We start from the raw sequence: 18,578 nt of genomic DNA on the forward strand, positions 1-18,578 counted from the left end.
TTATTATTTTATCTCCTTTTTACTTGAGTATACTAACAATTTTGAAAATTTAAAATAATTTATTCAGGATATTGTTTTTTTAAACAGAGGGCTTGTATAAAACATAATATTTATACATAAAATAGATTGCATTTATTCAATAGAGTAATTGAATATACAATGAAAGTGTATACCTCTTACATAGATTAAAAGTTTGTAACAAAAAGTGCCACCCAAGTGAAATGTGACATTTACAAAAAAATACACATAGATTATAATAATTTTAATATTAAAAGAGAAATATCTTTAATATACATTTATTATATAGTTGTTTAATATATTTTGGGGGGATAATTATGTACTTTAAAAGGTTTATAGGGGAGAGAATATATTTGTCGCCATTAAATGTAGAGGATTATTTAAAGTATGCAGAATGGATAAACGATTTGGAAGTTAGTATTGCTCTATTTGAAATGAAAACTCCAATTACTGCACAAGGTGAAAGGCAAATTATAGAAGATTTATCTAAAGAAAATGTTTTTGCAATTGTAGTAAATGAAATAGATAAATTAGTAGGGAACATTGGACTTCATAATATTAATTGGATATCAAGAAATGCAGAGCTTGGTATATTAATTGGAGATAAATTTTATTGGGGACAAGGCTATGGTAAAGAAGCAATAGAGTTAATATTAGATTATGCATTTAATATGTTAAATCTACATTCAGTATATCTTAAGGTTTATGGATATAACACAAATGCAATTAAGTGTTATGAAAAGGTAGGTTTTAAATATGCGGGTAGGTTGAGGGAGGCAATAGAAGTTGCGGGAGAAAGATATGATGTTATTTATATGGATATATTAAGGGATGAGTTTGAGTCTGTTTATGTAAAGAGTATTGTAGAGAAGAAAAAGAAGGGCCTGAAACCTTAATGGTTTTAGGCCCTTCTGTGTCGTAATATAAAGAGCATACCTGATATAAACCTTAAAACACCAACTACAATTAGAGCAGTTCTAATTGTAGTGACTTGATAGAGCCTCATTCCAACCCAAGGTGCAATTACAAGGGTTATATTTGTTACAAGGTTATAAAAGGCAATATATGATGTTCTGTTTTCTCTTGGCGCAACCTCATAAAGGGAGTTTAAAAGTAGTAGCATAGTACCTGAAACACTAAGTCCAGTTATAACTACAAAATAGGCAACGTGATAAATTTTAGTAGACATTGCGTACATAAATGGTGCAAAGGACATTCCAACAGCAGCTAATGTAAGGGCAAGGGAGTTTCCGCGACTTTTAGAAAATCTTCCCCAAAATCTATATCCAAAGGCCATTGCAAGTCCGTTTATTGTTGATATAATAGATGCCCAAAATTCATTTGTGTGTAGATAATCTACTTCATAGGTTAAAAATAGAGGCCATCCCATCTGCCAAGTGAAGTGAAATATTACAACAGTTGTTATAAATATAAGGTATTCCCTTTGATTAGGTAGATTTTTTATAAATTCAATTGATAGCCTATTATTATCAGTTGAAATTTCGGCATAGGAAGACTTTGCATTGTATTTATGCCTCCAGAGTACAAACACCTCAAGTATCCCAAATATAAATGCAATTAGGAATATGTATTGATAGGTTTTAATAAGTTCCGCCTTTGAGCTTGAAAGTGTTGTAAGAAGAAAGCCAGCAAAAAGTGTTGTAGCTGTTCCTGCAAAGGTTGCTATGCTATTTCTAACTGAAAGATACTGTTCCCTTTGTCCTGGAGGAAAAATATCAGCAAAGAAGGATTGCCATAAAAATACAGCAATAGAGTTTGGAAAGTTCATAGAACTATATAGAAGGACAAAAATAAGTGCCCTATACTTTTCATTTAAAAAAGGAATAAGTGCCATTAGGATATAAAAAACTCTTGTTATTAAAAACATTAAAGAAGTAGTTCTTTTTTTGTTTTGAGTAGAACTTAAAATTATACCACCAATAAATATAGCTAATATACTAAACAAAGCTGGTAGAGAATTAAAAAGAGAAACAAGTGAATCTCCAGCATTTAGCCTCTTTAGAAAAAGACCTGCAAAGGATGTGGCAAGATTTAATGCGATTGCTTGAAAAACTCCATTTAGTATATTAAGGTAATAATTACTCTTTAGTTTAGACAAAATAACACCCCCTAATCCCCTAATAACGATTATATATGAGGTAGGGGGGAATTACAATAAATGAATAAATTTTTGTAAAAATTGTGTAGGTGTTAATCAAACTTTTTGGTATAATTAAAAAAGTATAATACAGAGGTGAAATGTTAAATTGCCATTATATGACAATTTCACATTTCACTTGGGTGGGAGACCTCCGAAAAAATCAAATCATTTTCAAAAGTATACTATATATAGCAGCACAAATTATCTCTTATACACTATATATAGTGGTGACATTTTTTAAGGTATCATTTTTTCGGAGCTCTTGGTGGCACTTTTGAAAAATGGGGGTGTAATGTGTTGGGTTCATTCTACATATCTTTCTACGATTCACCAATAGGGCTTATTAAGATTGTTGCAAATGAAGAGGCAATAGTCGCCCTTGATTTTGTATATAAAAGGTCAAAGGAAAGTGAGAATGATGTGATTAGACAATGTAAAATTCAGCTTGATGAGTATTTTAAGGGAATAAGAAAAGAGTTTGACGTTAATATTGAGATAAATGGAACAGATTTTCAGAAGAAGGTTTGGCAAGAATTAAAAAGGATACCCTATGGACAGGTTAGAAGCTATAAGGATATTGCGGTTGCTATTGGAAATGAAAAGGCTGTTAGGGCAGTTGGTGGTGCAAACAATAAAAATAAAATTGCAATAATAATACCCTGTCATAGGGTAGTGGGAAAAGATGGTTCTTTAACAGGATATGCTGGAGGCCTCTGGAGGAAAAAGTGGCTACTTGAGCACGAAGAAAGAAATAGCAAGTGAAGGCTTATTCACTTGCTGTTTCTCCTTTAGGCTCTATTTTTAACCCAAATTTTGTTTCAACAGCTAATATGGATATAAAAATAAGCATACAGCCAATAAACATATTAAGGGTAAATTTATCGTGTAGTAGTATAACTGAAAATATAGTTCCAAATACAGATTCTGTGCTTAATATGATAGCAGTTTTGGTGGAGGATGTATATTTCTGCCCTATTGTTTGAAACAAAAATGCAATGCAGGAGCTAAACACTCCAAGGTATAAAACAGAGAATACGGTGGTTTTGTTATATACTGTAGGTACTGGTTCAAAAATTAGAGCAAATATCAATGAAAGTACAGCTGTTAATCCAAATTGAATTATAGATAATATAACTGGATCGATATTTTTGGCAAAGTGGCCAGTTGCAACTATATGGGCAGCATATAAGAGAGCACACAACAGGGTTAACATATCTCCTAAATTTAAGTTTATACCTACTCCACCTTCGTAGGTAAGCACTGTTATTCCTATAAAACTTAAAAAAACACCTATATATGAAAATATATCAGGTTTCTTCTTAAACACAAACCAATATAAAAAAGGTACCATAACTACATTTGTTCCAGTTAAGAAGGCTTGCTTGGATGGGGTTGTATACTGAAGCCCTATTGTTTGGCTTGAGAAGGCAGTAAAAAGAAAAATGCCTACAATAAGACCTCCCTTTAAATCTTCTTTTGTTATCTGTTTTAGTTTTTTAAAAAATATAGATGAAAGCAGAAGGAAGGCTATTGAAAACCTTAAAAACTGTAGATAAAATGGTTTTATATGGTCAAGTCCATTTCTGGTTGCAACAAATCCACCACCCCATATAACTGAGGTTATAAGTAATATTGACATTGCAAATAAATCCTGTTTCTTTTCTTTGTCCATTATCAATCCCCCCTTATAGTGCTATTTTAACAGAGTTAGCTTTTAAAGGTAAAGTGTTAAATAAAAAATAGTATAATAATATAAATGTATGCTAAAATAGAATTAGTATAACAAAAAAGGGTGGCATTTTGCCGCCCCTTCATTTTGATGAATACTTTTTAACTATCTCCTCAAGTGCAAACTTTAGCCTATCTATTTCCTCAAAGGTGTTGTAGAGTGCAAAGCTTAATCTCACAAGCCCAGGTCTTTTAGTTATATCACTATCTCTAATTATATTCTTAATATCGCTTCTATTTAAATTTAAAAGCTTATGAACATACGGCTGTGCACAGAAGCAGCCATTTCTAACGCCTATTCCGTATTCCTCAGAAAGTATTCTTGCGACATCGTTGTGTTTTACTCCCTCAATATTAAAAGGAATAATGGCAACTTTATCTTCTATTCCATCACAGTATAATTTTATATCTTTTACATCCTTTAAAGCTTCAGAAGCATATTTTAAAAGTCTTTTTTCATATTTCTCTACTTTATCAAGTCCAATATAATTTAGAGTATTAATAGCGGAAATTAATGCAGCAACACCCATAACATTAGGAGTACCCCCCTCCTCCTTGTGGGGTAGGTCATCCCAAACAACAAAATCGTCGGTTACAACCTTTACAGTTCCTCCTCCCTTTATATCTGGGATTCCTGAACTTAAACTGTTTTTATCCCCAACTAAAACTCCAATACCAAAGGGAGCATACATTTTATGGGCAGAGAAGGCAATAAAGTCTAAATTCTTACGTTCATCCTCATTTTTCATAGATATTTTCTTATGGGCTATAATCTGTGCACAGTCTACAAATATTTTAGCACCATATTTATGACATAGTGCAGCAATTTCGTGGACAGGATTAATGTAGCCAGTTACATTAGAAGCATAGGTTATTGCAACAATCTTAACCATACCATAATAACTTTTTAATTTTTTTTCAAGGTTTTCAAGGTCAATTCTTCCACAAGAATCTGTCCTTACAGTATCAATATGGAACCTAAACCTCCAGGGGAGTAAATTAGAGTGGTGTTCCATTTCAGTTGTTAAAACAACACAATTTGGATATTGGCTACATATCTTAAAGGAGAGTTTGTTTATTGCTTCGGTGGTGTTTTTTACAAAGATAACAATATCCTCTTTATTGGCACCAACAAAGCTTAAAATATCTTCTCTTGCTGATTCATATATTTCCGTTGATACTCTTGATTTGAAACCTTCACCTCGATGAATAGAAGAGTAGTATTCTGAAAAGTAATTTATGAACCACATTACATTTTTAAAGGGAGGTGTTGTTGCTGCATTATCAAAATTTATATATTTAATAAAACTGCCATCCTTTAATGGAACTAAACTCTCAACCCCAACAACAAGATCTCTAAAGGAATCCATAAAAATCACCCCTTTGTTTTCTATACTATATTATTCAAGGAGTGCCACCAAGAGCTCCGAAAAAATGATACCTTAAAAAATGTCACCACTATATATAGTGTATAAGAGATAATTTGTGCTGCTATATATAGTATACTTTTGAAAATGATTTGATTTTTTCGGAGGTTTCCCACCCATGTGAAATGTGAAATTACCATTTTGTGGGTAGAAATCAATTATATAATTTACTTATGGAGAATATAAAGTGAAATGTAAAGTTTCCCAAATTTCATACGATATAATAATTAGACTATTCAGTTTAAGAAAGGGGAAAGGTAGATGGGTATTATCGAAAGAGAAATTAAAATGATTAACAAAAGAGTTTTACAAATCCACGTACTAATTTTTGTTATCTTTGCATTGGGCTTTACTGGAGAGTATATTAAGGGAAACAGGACTCTTCCGTTTATAGCTGCGATTTTATCAATTACTTTTATTGGACTTGTAGCCTCATATGTTTTATATTTTAAGAAAAAGGATTCTACAAAAATCAAATGGATTTTAATGATAAGCTATGGTATTGCATATGTTGTAACACTATTAACTGCAGATAAGGCAATGACCTTTATATTCTTTTTCCCATATGCTGTTACATATACACTTTATGCAGACTGGGTGCTAACAACTATTCAAAACACGGTTGCCTTTATTACAATTGGATTATTTATATTTTTAAGAATTAATGCAGGTGCAATAACAAGCCTTGATACTTCAAACTATACACTTATGGCAGGAACTGTATTGATGTATATTCCAGCAACATTTACTATAGTTAGAGTAACAAGAAACCTAAGAAAGCAAACTATGAATAATTTAATTGAACTTGAAAATAAAGAAAAAGATGCAAGAAGAGCGATGGAAAATTTAATTGAAATCGCAAATTTAGTAAAGAGCAATTCAAATGAATTAAATAGCATAATTGATGAAATAGCATCTTCCACTATGGCATTTTCAAATGCAGTAGAGGAAATAGCCCACGGTGCATCAAATACTGCAGAGGAAATACAAGATTCAAATAATGCAATAGAATCTATAAGAGAAGAAGTAGAAAAAACATCAAGGGCTTCGGCAGAGATAAAGGAGGCAACGGAGGCAACAACTAAAATAGTACAAAATGGACAAGCTATTATTAATGATCTATCAAATATGGCAGAGGAAGTTAAAGATAAAAATGATAGTGTAAGCCATACAATGGATTCTCTTAAGACAAAGTCCGATGATATTGTAAATATAACAGGTGTTATTGCACAGATAGCAGAGCAGACAAATCTTCTTGCATTAAATGCAGCAATAGAGGCGGCAAGAGTTGGAGAAGCAGGACGTGGATTTGCAGTAGTTGCAGATGAAATTAAAAAGCTTGCACTTGAGAGCAAGAATAATTCAGATAATATAGCAAACATAATAAGTGAACTACAAAATGAGACAATAACATCAGTAAAGGCAGTTGCAGAGCTTATAAGAATAAATGAAAAGCAACAAAAGCTTGTTGAAGAAGTAAGCAGTATGTTTGGAAGGATTAATCTAAATGTAGCTGACATTAAAGAAAAGACAGATATGCTAAATAGGATGATGGAAAATGTAATAGCAGGAATGAATAGAATAGCAAATGCAGGAGAGAACATAGCAGCAGTTTCACAGGAGACTATGGCAAATTCTGAAGAGGCGGCTGCAATGTCAAGAGAACATATAAACCAAGCAGAAAATGCAAAGAGACTTTCAAATGAGCTTTTAGAAATGGCAAATAAACTTGTGTAAAAAAATCGTTTTGGCGTATTGCCAAAACGATTTTTTTCTATTGAATTTTTAAATAGGCTTTGTTAAAATATAATTAGATATTTAGATAAATGTCTAATTACAAAAATTTCAAAGAGGTGTTGGTATGATTACAATTCAAAATGTATCTAAAACCTATGGAAAAAACAAAGTTAAGGCACTTGATAATATTAACCTTGAGGTTAGGGATGGAGAAATATTTGGATTTTTAGGTCCAAATGGAGCAGGAAAAACTACAACTATAAAACTTATTACAGGAATACTTAATATGGATGAAGGCAGTATATTGGTAAACGGAATAGATGTAAATAAAAATCCTATTGAGGCAAAAAAGCAAATAGGCTACGTTCCAGACAATCCAGAAATATTTAATAGGCTAACAGGATTGGAGTATTTAAATTTTATTGGGGATGTTTTTGAGATGGACAGCAGAAAGAGAGCAGAAAAAATAATGGAGCTTGCTGAAGAATTTGAAATAAAATCTGCACTTAAAGAGAGCATAAGTAGCTATTCCCACGGTATGAAGCAAAAATTAGTTTTAATAGGGGCCCTAATGCACAATCCACCAGTTTGGATACTTGATGAACCTATGGTAGGGCTTGACCCAAAATCCGCCTTTACCCTAAAAAAGATGATGAGGCAACACGCAGATAGTGGTAAAACAGTTTTCTTTTCAACCCACGTTATGGAGGTTGCAGAAAAGGTGTGTGACAGAATTGGGATTATAAAGGGCGGACGAATAATATTTGTAGGAACAGTTGAAGAATTAAAGGAAAGAAAGAATGATGAGTCTTTAGAAAATATATTTTTGGAGTTGATTGAAAATGAGTAATGGATTAAATTTAGCAAAAATATATATAAATTCTTCATATGGTTTAAGTAGATTCATAAGGGACTTAAAATACAATAAAAAGAATGCTGCAAAGACAATAGGTCTTATATTATTAATTCTTTTTTCCTTAAGTGGTATGTTTGGAATGTATTTATATTTTAACATTAAGATGTATGAACTATTGAAAACAATTAATCAACAAGGAGCAGTAATAACTTTAGCTGTAGTATCCGCCTCAATATTAACACTTATGTTTGGTATTTTAACGGTTATAGCAAATTATTTTTATAATCAAGAGGGAGATATTATATTAGCACTTCCAATAAAGAAAAAGGATTTACTATTTGCTAAATTTATAAATGCATATATTATAGAATTAATTGTAACACTCGTATTTATGGGAGTTGGAGTTGGTGTTTATGGAATTAAATCAGGTGAAGGGATTTTGTTTTATATAGTATCAATAATTGCAACAATATTTATTCCGTTAATTCCACTTTCAATTTGCTACTTTTTAATAATACCTTTAATGAGATATGGGAACCTAACAAAGAAAAAGGACCTCTTTATGATTTTAGGTGGTCTTTTAGGAGTTTTAATAGCTGTGGTATATCAGTTATTAGTAAATAAGCTTGCCAACACTAATGCAGGACCTGAGGAGTTAATAAAAAGCTTGATGCGAGAAAATGGATTGATTGATATAGTTGGAAGAATTTATTACCCATCAATATGGATAAGCAATGGAATACTAAAATACAAAAGTTTGTCAGGTATTTTGTATTTATTTGCATTTATTTTATTATCTATTTTAGTTGTATATTTACTTCTACTTTCTACTTCAAATTTATACTATTCAAGCATTATTGGAAGTAGTGAGATTACAAAGAAAAATAGAGAGATTAAAACTGAAGAATTAGATAGAGTTTTCAAGAAAAGAAGACTATTAAGTTCCTTATTCTCAAGGGAAATGAAACTTATGAATAGAGAGCCTGTATACTTTTTAAATGGCCCCTTTGTAGTTTTATTACTTCCACTTATACTTGTAATTATGTTTACAGTAAATAAGCAAAGTTTTGGTCAAATAGACAGCCTAATAAATGGATCTAAAAATATAAAATATATGTTGCTTATTTCAACAGGTTTAATGATGTTTGTTGGTTCGACAACTTCGATAACATCAACTTGTATATCAAGGGAAGGTAGTGGTATATATGTCTTAAAATCACTTCCAATTAGGCCTGTTGATCTTATAAAGGCAAAATTTATTCACGGTGCCTTCTTTGGATTTGTTGCATCAATAATTGTAGGTGTACTACTTTTATATTTAAATGTTCCATTTTATATAATCTTTCTTTCGTTTGTGATAGGAAATTTATATCTATTTGTTATATACCTTGTGGGAATAATACTTGAGCTTAATTGGCCAAAGTTAGTATGGGATAATCCGCAAAAACCAATGAAGCAGAATGTTAATGCTGTTTTTATAATATTTATTAATTTTGCTTTAATTGGGATTAACTATTTAATAACGAAGAACATTTCACAAACTATTTTAATATTGGCATTTTTCATTATACCAATTATATTGCTTTTATGTGCATATATCTATTTAAATAAAAATATAGAGAGGCTTTATAGCAGACTGTAGTATAGATTAAATTTTAATACTCAGCATTATAAAAAGGTTTCAGTTTGGTTAAGATTAGCCAAATTGAAACCTATTATTTTTTAGGGGGTTAAATTTAAAATCTTTATGGAATAAAATGGATAATGTCACATTTCACCTGGGTGGCACTTTTGTTTACACTTTGTTAATAAAATTTGCATTGTAATGTCACGATGTTACAATAGAATTAACTCATAAGGAGGTGTGAACAATTAAAGGTATATATGTTTTAGGCAGTGATATCTATGTTAATGTGCAAAATTTTAGTGGTAGGATAGCATCAGAATTTATTTTTAGAAGAGTTTTAAGTATAGACAAAAGAATGTCAGCTTTTAGAGAAGATAGTGAAGTAGGCTTAATTAATAAAAATGCAGGTATTAAAGAGGTTTTAGTAAGTAGTGATACTAAATATGTAATAAATAGAGCTCTTGAGTTTAATAAAATATCCAATAAATTTGATATAACAATAGGGCCTTTAAGCTTACTTTGGAAAAAAAAGCTAAAAAATAATGAAGTTCCAAGTAAAGAAGAAATAGAAAATGTAAAATCTTTAGTAGATTCAAGGGATGTTGTAGTAAAACACGATTTTGTATTTTTAAAAAAGAAAGGCCAGAAAATTGATTTAGGTTCAATAGCAAAGGGATATGCAACGGATATATCGAAGGATATTTTAAAGGCCTTTTCAGTTAAAAATGCCCTTCTTGATTTTGGAGGGAATATATATACAATTGGTAAAAATAAAGGAAAGCATTGGAGCATAGGAATACAAAATCCATTTTCAGATAGGGGAGAGATATTAGGGATATTGAGTTCTACAGATGAGAGCATTGTAACATCGGGAATCAATGAAAGGTATACTAAAATTGGTGATAAAATATATCACCATATAATAGATAAATACACAGGTTATCCTGTTGAAAATGAAGTTTCAAGTGCTACGATTGTTTCAAAATCATCAATCGATGCAGATGCCTTTGCTACAATTGTTTTGCTTGAGGGATTGAAGCAAGGAGTTAAGCTAATTCATCAATTTAATTTAGAAGGAATAATAGTGACAAAGGAAAAGGATATATTTATAACAAAATCTTTATATGATAGATTTAATTGTATTTGTGATTATAAAATATTTGTAATATGAGGAGGTTTTTATGTTAAGTACAAAAAAATCAACTAAATACTTAAGGCTTGCTATACAACTTCTGTTTTTAATTTTAATGCCAGGATTATTTACGATGATTTTCGGACAGATGAGGCAAATTTATACTTCCATAATTTCAGGTAAAATAAATTTTAATATTTTAGTTAATACAACATTGCCATTACTTATTTTAGTTTTTTTAACAATAATATTTGGTAGATTCTTTTGTGGCTATATGTGTGCCTTTGGAACAATAAATGATCTACTTTATAAACTCTCATCAAGGGTTTTTAAAATAAAGTTTAAAGTAAATAGATCAGTAGATAGTTTTTTAAAATTAATAAAATACGCTGTTTTACTATTTATTATAGTTGGAGTTTGGACCCTTGGAATAAGTGGTTTAAACAGTATAAATCCTTGGGAGGCTTTTGCACAGCTCATTCAGTTTCCACCACAGCTTGCAAGCGTAACAGCATTAATTGTTCTAATGCTTATATTTGTAGGTGCATTATTTATAGAGAGATTTTTCTGTAGATATCTTTGCCCTCTTGGTGCATTTTTATCAATCCTACAGGTATTTAGAATAGTAAAGATAAGAAAGGATAAAACAGGATGTATTAATGGTTGCAATGCTTGTACAAGAAGTTGTCCAATGGGAATTAATTTGGATAAAGTAAACAGAGTTGATAGTTTAGAATGCATTGAGTGTATGAATTGTGTAGGGATTTGTCCTAAAGGAAACGCTAAATTAACTATATTTGGTAGGGTAATTAATCAAATAATTATAATAGTTGTATTTGTTTTAGCATTTTTAGGACTTAAAGGCCTTGCAGAAAAAGTTATAGATTTTAAAATGATGATGGAAGATAAGGATAGAGGTATTAATTTAGGTGAACATATGCCAAAACCAGATGGAAAGAGAAGACACAGACGCGATGGAGAAGAACAGCAGAGAGTACAGAATGTTGAGGTTACACAGGGAAAGTACAAGGATGGAAAGTATATAGGTTCAGCGATAGGTTTTAAACCAGGTCTTACTGTTGAGGTTACAATAAGTGGAGGAAAAATATCTAAAATTGAGATTGTAGACCATAATGAAACGCCAAGCTATGCAGAAATACCATTTAAAATTGTACCAGATGAAATAATTAAAAAACAATCAACAAATGTAGATGCAGTATCTGGTGCAACAAGAACAAGTGTGGGTATAATGAATGCAGTAGCAGAGGCACTAAAGCAGGCAGAGCAAAAATAGAATTAAATTAAAATATAAAAGCCCCATAAATGAGACTAATTAGTCCTTTTAGGGGCTTTTTTAAAAAATTACAACCAGAAGTGGCTTTAATTATACTATTAATTGAGGAAAAACTTTTCTAAACATCTACGAGATTATTTGAATGGAATAAATTGGATAATGTCGCAATTCACTTGGGTGGCACTTTCTAATATGTATATTGTATTTCTTGCCTCTTCTGCTGTAACAGGCACTCTTTTGCCTTCTACAATTGCACTATATAACTCTCTGTAATACTCCCTATAATCACCACATTCACTTTGTATAGTTGTCTTTATATCAATCCCATTTAGATTTATATTTAAGATTCCATTTGTAGTTTCGGGCTCCTTCCCCCAAGGAGAGTATGTATTTGGTGTAAGTCCCCTTCTTAAATGTTCCTCTTGCACATCCATTCCATACTTCACAAAGTTTCCATTTTCTCCTGTTACTATGTATTTAGGTAGAGGTTCTTTTACAAGCATTGAAGCTTTAAGTGTAACCTTTAAATTGTCGTAGAATAAAATGAGTTCAAAGTTATCATCTGCCTTTGCAAAGCTTCTCTGTTTTCTTACATCGGCAAAAAACTTATTGGGTGTTCCAAAAAGATATAAGGCTTGGTCAACAAGGTGTGAACCTAAATCATATAGTATTCCAGAGCCAGGAATATTCTCTTCTCTCCAATAATTTTTGGGATAATTTCTAAATCTATCAAAATGTGCTTCAAATTCAACAATCTTTCCTAAAACACCACTTTCAATAATTTTCTTTACTGTTTTAAAGTCACTGTCGTATCGTCTATTTTGGTAAACTGATAAAACCTTAGATTGTTCCTTTGAAATTTTAATCAAATCTTCAGCCTGTTTTGTTGTGACAGTAAAGGGTTTTTCAACTACAACGTGCTTTCCCTTTAAAAGAGCCCTCTTTGCATATTCATAATGGCTTTCATTTGGAGTTGCAACCACAACAAGATCTATGTCCTCACTATTTAAGATATCATCAACATTACTACAAACCTCTGCAGAGTATTTTTCCTGTGCAATTTCGATATTCTTTTCATTAGTTGTATAAATCTTTTTTAATACATATCCTTCTGTGCAGTCTATAATGGGTGCGTGAAACACTTGCCCAGATAGGCCAAATCCAATAAGTCCAACATTTATATTTTTCATTTTATCACCTCTAAATAATTTATATATTTAAGCAAATAAAGGATAAGTTTATTTAGATGAGGTTAGAGAAAAATTATTTACTATAATTTGTAATAAATCTCTTATATTAAACATTTAACCAACTAATTTGTTAAAATTATTTTATATTATTTTAAAGTCAATAACAATAAAAAAATGCAGTGCAAAAATTAAATGTTGTATCATATAGTAAAAGTTTGGGAAAAATAAAATTTTTTATTCCAAAAGAGGGATTTATAAATTATAATATTGCATAAGATGTAAATTTGTATGTGGAACAAAATGGATAATATCACATTTCACTTGGGTGGCACGGAGGTTGGATATGCAGCAGATATTACAACATTTAATAAACATATTTCAATCCTATGGGGTACTTGGTTTAATTGTTTTATCCTTTGCAGAGTCTTCGTTTTTCCCAATACCGCCAGATGTTATATTGATTCCTATGTGTTTAATGGACAAAAGTATGTCCCTTTTATATGCACTATTTACAACCTTATCTTCCGTTGTAGGAGGTATATTTGGGTATTACATAGGAAAAAGGCTTGGGAAACCTATATTGAGGAAGTTTTTTAAAGAGGACAAAATTGAAAAAGTCGGATATTACTTTGATAAATATGGAGGCTGGTCTATAGTAATTGCAGGCTTTACACCAATACCATATAAAATATTTACAATTGCAGCTGGTGTGTTTAACATAAACTTTTTTACATTTGTTACTGCCTCTTTAATAGGCAGAGGAATGAGGTTTTTCCTTGAAGGAATTTTAATTTTCTATATGGGAGATGGTGCAAAATATTTTATATCAAATTACTTTGAGTATATAACAATAGGAGTTGCTCTTGTATTAATTTTATTCTATACATTATTTAAATATTTAAATAAGAAAAACTTGTTAAAACTGAATTTTGCTGTATATAAGAAAAAGATATATGCAAGATTAAATAGTTTCCACAAAAAATATAGAATTGTTGACCAAACAGCCTTTTATGTTTATACATCAATTGTATTATCCTTCTTCTCTCTATTTGTATTTTGGGAGCTTACAGAGGAGAATTTTATTCATAAGGATTATACCTTTGATATGTATATATTACATTTAGTATTATCAATTAGAAATAATGTTTTAACTAAGATATTCAAGGCAGTAACTGTACTTGGAGATTATCAATTTATAATTGCATTTACAGCTTTATCCGTATTACTTATGATAAAGAATAAACAAAAAAGATTTGCATCATTTTTTGCATTAAACATAACATTAGTATGGCTTTTTAATGAGCTTTTAAAGGTACTTTTTAAAAGACCAAGACCAGATTTAATATACAGGCTAATTGAAGCAAAGGGATACAGCTATCCAAGTGGCCACGCTATGGTTTCTTTAACCTTTGCCCTTGTTTTTGTGTATTATCTAAACGAAATGGAATTTAAAAATAACTTTATAAAGTGGATAGTTGTAATGTTGGCTCTTATCATAGGTATAAGCCGCATATATCTTGGGGTACACTACTTTACAGATGTTTTAGCAGGCTGGGCAGTTGCAGTAATCTACTCAACAACAAGCATATTAATTTATAAAAATGTTTTAATAAAGGTGAGGTAAATATGTTTCCATTTAATAATAACAAGGTTATGCTTTTAGATGGTGCAATGGGTACAATGGTTCAAAAATATAAAAGAAAAAGGGATATAGTACCAGACATCCTTAATATTATAGAAGGTGATCTTATAAAAAAAATACACAGTGAGTATGTTGATGCAGGATGTGATGCAGTATTAACAAATACCTTCCGTTCAAACAGATTAAGTATGGAAGAGTGTGGATTTGATTTTAAAGAGGTAATAAAAAGAGGAATAGACATAGCAAGAAGTGCAAGCAAAGATTTACTTGTTGCACAAGATATTGGGCCAATAGGAAAACTTATTGAGCCTAAAGGGCCTATAAGTAAAGAACAGGCCTTTGAAATTTATAGAGAACAAATAAAGATAGGCAAAGAAGAAGGTGTGGATTTCATACTTATTGAAACAATGTATGATATTGAAGAATTAGATATTGCCTTAAATGCAGCAGATTATTTTAATATACCTGTTTTTGCATCTATGACATTTAATAAAGAGGGAAGTACCTTTTTAGGCTATACAGCTTATGATATGATAAAAACAGTTGAAAAACATAGAGTTGTGGCAGTTGGTGCAAACTGCTCAACAGGACCCTTTGATATGATAAATATAGCCCAGGAAATATTAAAAAGTACAAACATACCTGTTCTTGTAAAACCAAATGCAGGAATTCCGAAGGAAATAGATGGAGATTTGGTATATGATGTTGATGAAGATGAGTTTGCAAAATACATTCTATCAATGATTGATATAGGAGTTAAGGTTGTTGGAGGCTGCTGCGGAACAACACCAAGCTATATAAAGAGGATAAGGAATATTATAAGTTAACATAGAGGTATAAACCTATGTTAACTTATTTTTTTATTTTATATTTTTAACATTTTTTTAACTCATAGGCTGACTAAAATATTTATAATATTTATGTCATCAATGTAGATTATTATAAATAATATGTTAAATTATTAATAAGAATTAACTTTTAATTATTGAAAAATAGTAAAAATATTATAGAATTTTAGAATAAAGTAAGGTATAATGTCGAAGGATACATAAATAAAATATAGGATGGGGGAGTTTATGAAGAAAAATAGGTTTGGTAAAAAACTATTTAAAATTATTTCACGCATTTTCATTGCAATATTTTTAGTCATCCTTGTATCTTATGGTTTTATTTATTACTCAATGCTGTCAAGCATAAAAAAGAGTGTTGAGGATGCAGCAAGTTTTGCAGCAAGCCATATTAATGGAAATGAAATTGTTAGTGTATGGAAGTCAAAGAATATGGAATCAGACCAATTTAAAAAAATCAGAGATGAACTCATAAAGCTAAAATCAGAAAGAAGCGTTAAGTATTTATATACATTATATGTGGATGGTGATAAGGTAAATTTTATAGTTGATGGTTCGATTGAAGATCCTGCAAACTTAGGGGATGAATACATATTTAAGCCGCAGATGAAATATGCTATGGAAGGAAATATTACTTCTCTTAGTTTCCCTATAAAGGATGAATGGGGTATATTTATAACTGGATATGCTCCAGTAAAGGATTCAAGTGGAAATGTTGTTGCAATAGTTGCAGCTGATATGGATGTTAAGATATTTTATGAATTAGCTGTAAAACTTCTTTTTACATTAATAGGAACGTTTGTTTTAGGTGTTACACTTACAATAATTATAACTAAGATATATTCAAAGGTAATTGTAGATCAGTTAGATTTAGCAGTAGAAGGAATAAATAAGCTATCAAGTGGAGATCTAACAGCTGAATTAAAAATATATACAAAGGATGAAATAGAGGATATTATCAAACAAGTTGATGATTTTAGAAAAACAATGAATCATATATTTAGAAACTTTAAAGAGGGTTTTGAAAGACTGCATCAGCAGGCAAATACGTTAAACTATATATCAAATGAATTGAAGAAGACATCTCAAGAAGTTGCAAATTCAATGCAGGAATCAACTTTCGAAGTAGAAAATCAAAGTGAAGGTGTTGAAAAGGTATTAAATTTAACAAAGCAATTTAACAATACCCTTGAAAATATAATTGTAAATATGAAAAACATAGAAAAGGATGCAGAGTCAATAAATACTCTATTAGATGAGGGAAGCAAGAATATAAATTCCTTCCAAGACTCTATGATTAATATAAAAGACTCCTTTAATTTAGTTTCAAATAGTATTGAGGCACTAAGTACAAATATATCTAAGATTAGTGAAATATCAAATGTAATAAATATTATTGCAGAACAGACAAATCTTTTAGCCTTAAATGCGGCAATTGAGGCAGCTCGTGCAGGAGAGGCAGGTAGAGGATTTGCAGTTGTAGCAGACGAAGTTAGAAAACTTGCAGAGCAGACACTTGTTTCATCAAAGAACATACATCAGATTATTGATGCAGTGTCAAATGAAAATAGTATTGTTGTAGAAAGTTCTAACAGAATGGCTCTTATGATTGATGAACAAATTGAAAAAAATAAAAATACAACTAATATATTTAAAAATATAATAATTACAATAGAAGGACTTGCAAAAAATATTAATGCACTTTACGGCTATGTATCTGATATAGAAAAGGGTAAGCAGGATATACTTGATAATATGGAGGGTTTATCAGCATCTATTAGGAATATTTCAGATTCTGTTACAACAACAGCCGCTTCAACGGAGGAGCTTTATTCTGCATCTGATGAGGTTTCAAACTCTGCTGAAGTATTAGAAAAGATGGCAAATGAAATGGTTGAAGAGATAAATAAGTTTAAGTTATAAAAATAAAAAAGGAATGATAGATAAATGTCTATCATTCCTTTTTTGCATCTATTATGTTAGAATATACAAGATGAATAGGAGGTGCGTTATGAAGAAGTATTTGCCATACTTGGCTGGAGTTACGATGTCTTTAATTTTTGGTTTTTCCTTTATATTTAGTAAAGCTGCATTAGAGACGCTGTCAACCTTTGAACTTTTATTTTTAAGGTTCACAACAGCAACAATAACAATGTCACTTTTAATATTGTTTGGAATAGTTAAAGTGAATTTAAAGGGAAAAAATTTAAAACCACTAATATTAGTTGCCCTTTGGCAGCCAATAATTTATTTTATTATGGAAACAAAGGGGCTTCAGTATACTACATCATCAGAGGCTGGAGTTATGATGGCATTTATTCCTGTACTTGTTGCAATACTTGCTGCGTTTTTACTTGATGAAAAACCTTCAAAGCTTCAGTGGATTTTTATTGTTATATCAGTTATTGGGGTTCTAACGATTGTATTAGGTGGAGGAAATTTAGAGGCAAAGGCCCAATTAAAAGGAATTATATTTTTACTCTCTGCAGTTTTTAGTGCTGCAATGTTTAATATCTATTCAAGAAGAGCCTCACAGAATTTTACACCATACGAGACGACTTATTTTATGATGATACTTGGGATGATTGTTTTTGGAACACTATATTTTATTCAAGGTATAATTTCTAATGATATTAGTATTTTATCTAAGATAAATACACAGGTTTTAATTTCAATTTTCTACCTTGGTGTATTGTCATCTGTTTTTGCCTTTTTACTTGTTAATTACAGTTTATCTAAGCTTCCTGCATCCCAATCTTCAGTTTTTGCGAACCTTACTACAGTAGTATCGGTTATAGCTGGAATTACAATAAGAGGAGAGAGTTTTGAAACCTACAAACTAATTGGAGCTGTGATGATAATAATTGGTGTTTGGGGGACAAACTACTTTGGAATACTTAACAAAAATAGGGCATAAA

Annotated in this window: 15 protein-coding genes; 11 read left to right on the forward strand and 4 right to left on the reverse strand. The window is 30.7% G+C overall.

What is annotated here, in order from left to right; genetic code table 11:
- Nucleotides 1-335: 335 nt before the first annotated feature.
- Entirely contained in the window at nucleotides 336-914 is a 579-nt protein-coding gene (locus A3M9_RS0106420; protein ID WP_027308492.1) for a GNAT family N-acetyltransferase, read from the forward strand.
- A 5-nt stretch (nucleotides 915-919) separates the two neighbouring features.
- Here A3M9_RS0106420 and A3M9_RS0106425 read toward each other — a convergent pair whose 3' ends face one another.
- On the reverse strand, nucleotides 920-2,137 hold the full coding sequence (locus A3M9_RS0106425) for an MFS transporter (RefSeq protein ID WP_027308493.1): 1,218 nt from the start codon (nucleotides 2,135-2,137) through the stop codon (nucleotides 920-922).
- Between the two features lie 336 nt (nucleotides 2,138-2,473).
- Here A3M9_RS0106425 and A3M9_RS0106430 point away from each other — a divergent pair, with 336 nt between their 5' ends.
- Nucleotides 2,474-2,941 (forward strand): methylated-DNA--[protein]-cysteine S-methyltransferase, encoded by a 468-nt coding sequence (locus tag A3M9_RS0106430; protein ID WP_370882845.1) that lies wholly within the window; start codon nucleotides 2,474-2,476, stop codon nucleotides 2,939-2,941.
- Between the two features lie 4 nt (nucleotides 2,942-2,945).
- Here the strand turns inward: A3M9_RS0106430 and A3M9_RS0106435 are convergent, their stop codons facing one another.
- Both A3M9_RS0106435 and A3M9_RS0106440 read right to left on the reverse strand, forming a co-directional pair.
- Nucleotides 2,946-3,851, reverse strand: a complete 906-nt coding sequence (locus A3M9_RS0106435) for a DMT family transporter (RefSeq protein ID WP_027308495.1) — start codon at nucleotides 3,849-3,851, stop codon at nucleotides 2,946-2,948.
- Nucleotides 3,852-3,990: 139 nt separating this feature from the next.
- Entirely contained in the window at nucleotides 3,991-5,277 is a 1,287-nt protein-coding gene (locus A3M9_RS0106440) for an aminotransferase class V-fold PLP-dependent enzyme (RefSeq protein ID WP_035166018.1), read from the reverse strand.
- Nucleotides 5,278-5,595: 318 nt separating this feature from the next.
- On the opposite strand from A3M9_RS0106440, the gene A3M9_RS14165 reads away from it, so the two are divergent.
- The 5 genes from A3M9_RS14165 to A3M9_RS0106465 all read left to right on the forward strand — a co-directional run bounded on the left by A3M9_RS14165 (nucleotide 5,596) and on the right by A3M9_RS0106465 (nucleotide 11,980).
- On the forward strand, nucleotides 5,596-7,071 hold the full coding sequence (locus A3M9_RS14165; protein WP_027308497.1) for a methyl-accepting chemotaxis protein: 1,476 nt from the start codon (nucleotides 5,596-5,598) through the stop codon (nucleotides 7,069-7,071).
- Nucleotides 7,072-7,195: 124 nt separating this feature from the next.
- A complete protein-coding gene (locus A3M9_RS0106450) occupies nucleotides 7,196-7,921 on the forward strand; it encodes an ABC transporter ATP-binding protein (RefSeq protein ID WP_027308498.1) in 726 nt (241 codons plus the stop codon).
- Entirely contained in the window at nucleotides 7,914-9,569 is a 1,656-nt protein-coding gene (locus tag A3M9_RS0106455; RefSeq protein WP_027308499.1) for a hypothetical protein, read from the forward strand. Before A3M9_RS0106450 ends, A3M9_RS0106455 begins: the two co-directional genes overlap by 8 nt.
- Nucleotides 9,570-9,840: 271 nt before the next feature.
- On the forward strand, nucleotides 9,841-10,725 hold the full coding sequence (locus A3M9_RS13340) for an FAD:protein FMN transferase (protein WP_051350630.1): 885 nt from the start codon (nucleotides 9,841-9,843) through the stop codon (nucleotides 10,723-10,725).
- A gap of 10 nt (nucleotides 10,726-10,735) precedes the next feature.
- A complete protein-coding gene (locus A3M9_RS0106465; protein ID WP_027308500.1) occupies nucleotides 10,736-11,980 on the forward strand; it encodes an FMN-binding protein in 1,245 nt (414 codons plus the stop codon).
- A 134-nt stretch (nucleotides 11,981-12,114) separates the two neighbouring features.
- Here the strand turns inward: A3M9_RS0106465 and A3M9_RS0106470 are convergent, their stop codons facing one another.
- The gene (locus A3M9_RS0106470) at nucleotides 12,115-13,170 is read right to left on the reverse strand and encodes a Gfo/Idh/MocA family oxidoreductase (RefSeq protein WP_027308501.1); all 1,056 of its coding nucleotides are present in this window, start codon (nucleotides 13,168-13,170) and stop codon (nucleotides 12,115-12,117) included.
- 343 nt (nucleotides 13,171-13,513) lie between these two features.
- Between A3M9_RS0106470 and A3M9_RS14770 the strand changes: the two genes are divergently transcribed.
- The 4 genes from A3M9_RS14770 (at nucleotide 13,514) to A3M9_RS0106490 (ending at nucleotide 18,577) form a co-directional block, all read left to right on the forward strand.
- Nucleotides 13,514-14,794 (forward strand): phosphatase PAP2 family protein, encoded by a 1,281-nt coding sequence (locus A3M9_RS14770; RefSeq protein WP_198011944.1) that lies wholly within the window; start codon nucleotides 13,514-13,516, stop codon nucleotides 14,792-14,794.
- 2 nt (nucleotides 14,795-14,796) lie between these two features.
- A complete protein-coding gene (locus tag A3M9_RS0106480) occupies nucleotides 14,797-15,639 on the forward strand; it encodes a homocysteine S-methyltransferase family protein (protein WP_027308502.1) in 843 nt (280 codons plus the stop codon).
- A gap of 249 nt (nucleotides 15,640-15,888) precedes the next feature.
- Nucleotides 15,889-17,583: a methyl-accepting chemotaxis protein gene (locus A3M9_RS0106485; RefSeq protein WP_027308503.1), complete on the forward strand. Its 1,695-nt coding sequence runs from the start codon at nucleotides 15,889-15,891 to the stop codon at nucleotides 17,581-17,583.
- An 88-nt stretch (nucleotides 17,584-17,671) separates the two neighbouring features.
- On the forward strand, nucleotides 17,672-18,577 hold the full coding sequence (locus A3M9_RS0106490; protein ID WP_242826186.1) for a DMT family transporter: 906 nt from the start codon (nucleotides 17,672-17,674) through the stop codon (nucleotides 18,575-18,577).
- Nucleotide 18,578: the final 1 nt, after the last annotated feature.

The sequence above is a fragment of the Caloramator sp. ALD01 genome (assembly GCF_000472625.1).
Taxonomy (GTDB): Bacteria; Bacillota; Clostridia; order Clostridiales; family Caloramatoraceae; genus Thermobrachium; species Thermobrachium proteoclasticum.

What these genes read in the sequence shown, in the direction of transcription:
- A3M9_RS0106420 (WP_027308492.1), top strand. Translation starts at nt 336, where the DNA reads ATGTACTTTAAAAGGTTTATAGGGGAGAGAATATATTTGTCGCCATTA.
- A3M9_RS0106435 (WP_027308495.1), bottom strand. Translation starts at nt 3,851, where the DNA reads ATGGACAAAGAAAAGAAACAGGATTTATTTGCAATGTCAATATTACTT.
- A3M9_RS0106440 (WP_035166018.1), bottom strand. Translation starts at nt 5,277, where the DNA reads ATGGATTCCTTTAGAGATCTTGTTGTTGGGGTTGAGAGTTTAGTTCCA.
- A3M9_RS14165 (WP_027308497.1), top strand. Translation starts at nt 5,596, where the DNA reads ATGGGTATTATCGAAAGAGAAATTAAAATGATTAACAAAAGAGTTTTA.
- A3M9_RS0106450 (WP_027308498.1), top strand. Translation starts at nt 7,196, where the DNA reads ATGATTACAATTCAAAATGTATCTAAAACCTATGGAAAAAACAAAGTT.
- A3M9_RS0106455 (WP_027308499.1), top strand. Translation starts at nt 7,914, where the DNA reads ATGAGTAATGGATTAAATTTAGCAAAAATATATATAAATTCTTCATAT.
- A3M9_RS0106465 (WP_027308500.1), top strand. Translation starts at nt 10,736, where the DNA reads ATGTTAAGTACAAAAAAATCAACTAAATACTTAAGGCTTGCTATACAA.
- A3M9_RS0106470 (WP_027308501.1), bottom strand. Translation starts at nt 13,170, where the DNA reads ATGAAAAATATAAATGTTGGACTTATTGGATTTGGCCTATCTGGGCAA.
- A3M9_RS14770 (WP_198011944.1), top strand. Translation starts at nt 13,514, where the DNA reads ATGCAGCAGATATTACAACATTTAATAAACATATTTCAATCCTATGGG.
- A3M9_RS0106480 (WP_027308502.1), top strand. Translation starts at nt 14,797, where the DNA reads ATGTTTCCATTTAATAATAACAAGGTTATGCTTTTAGATGGTGCAATG.
- A3M9_RS0106485 (WP_027308503.1), top strand. Translation starts at nt 15,889, where the DNA reads ATGAAGAAAAATAGGTTTGGTAAAAAACTATTTAAAATTATTTCACGC.
- A3M9_RS0106490 (WP_242826186.1), top strand. Translation starts at nt 17,672, where the DNA reads ATGAAGAAGTATTTGCCATACTTGGCTGGAGTTACGATGTCTTTAATT.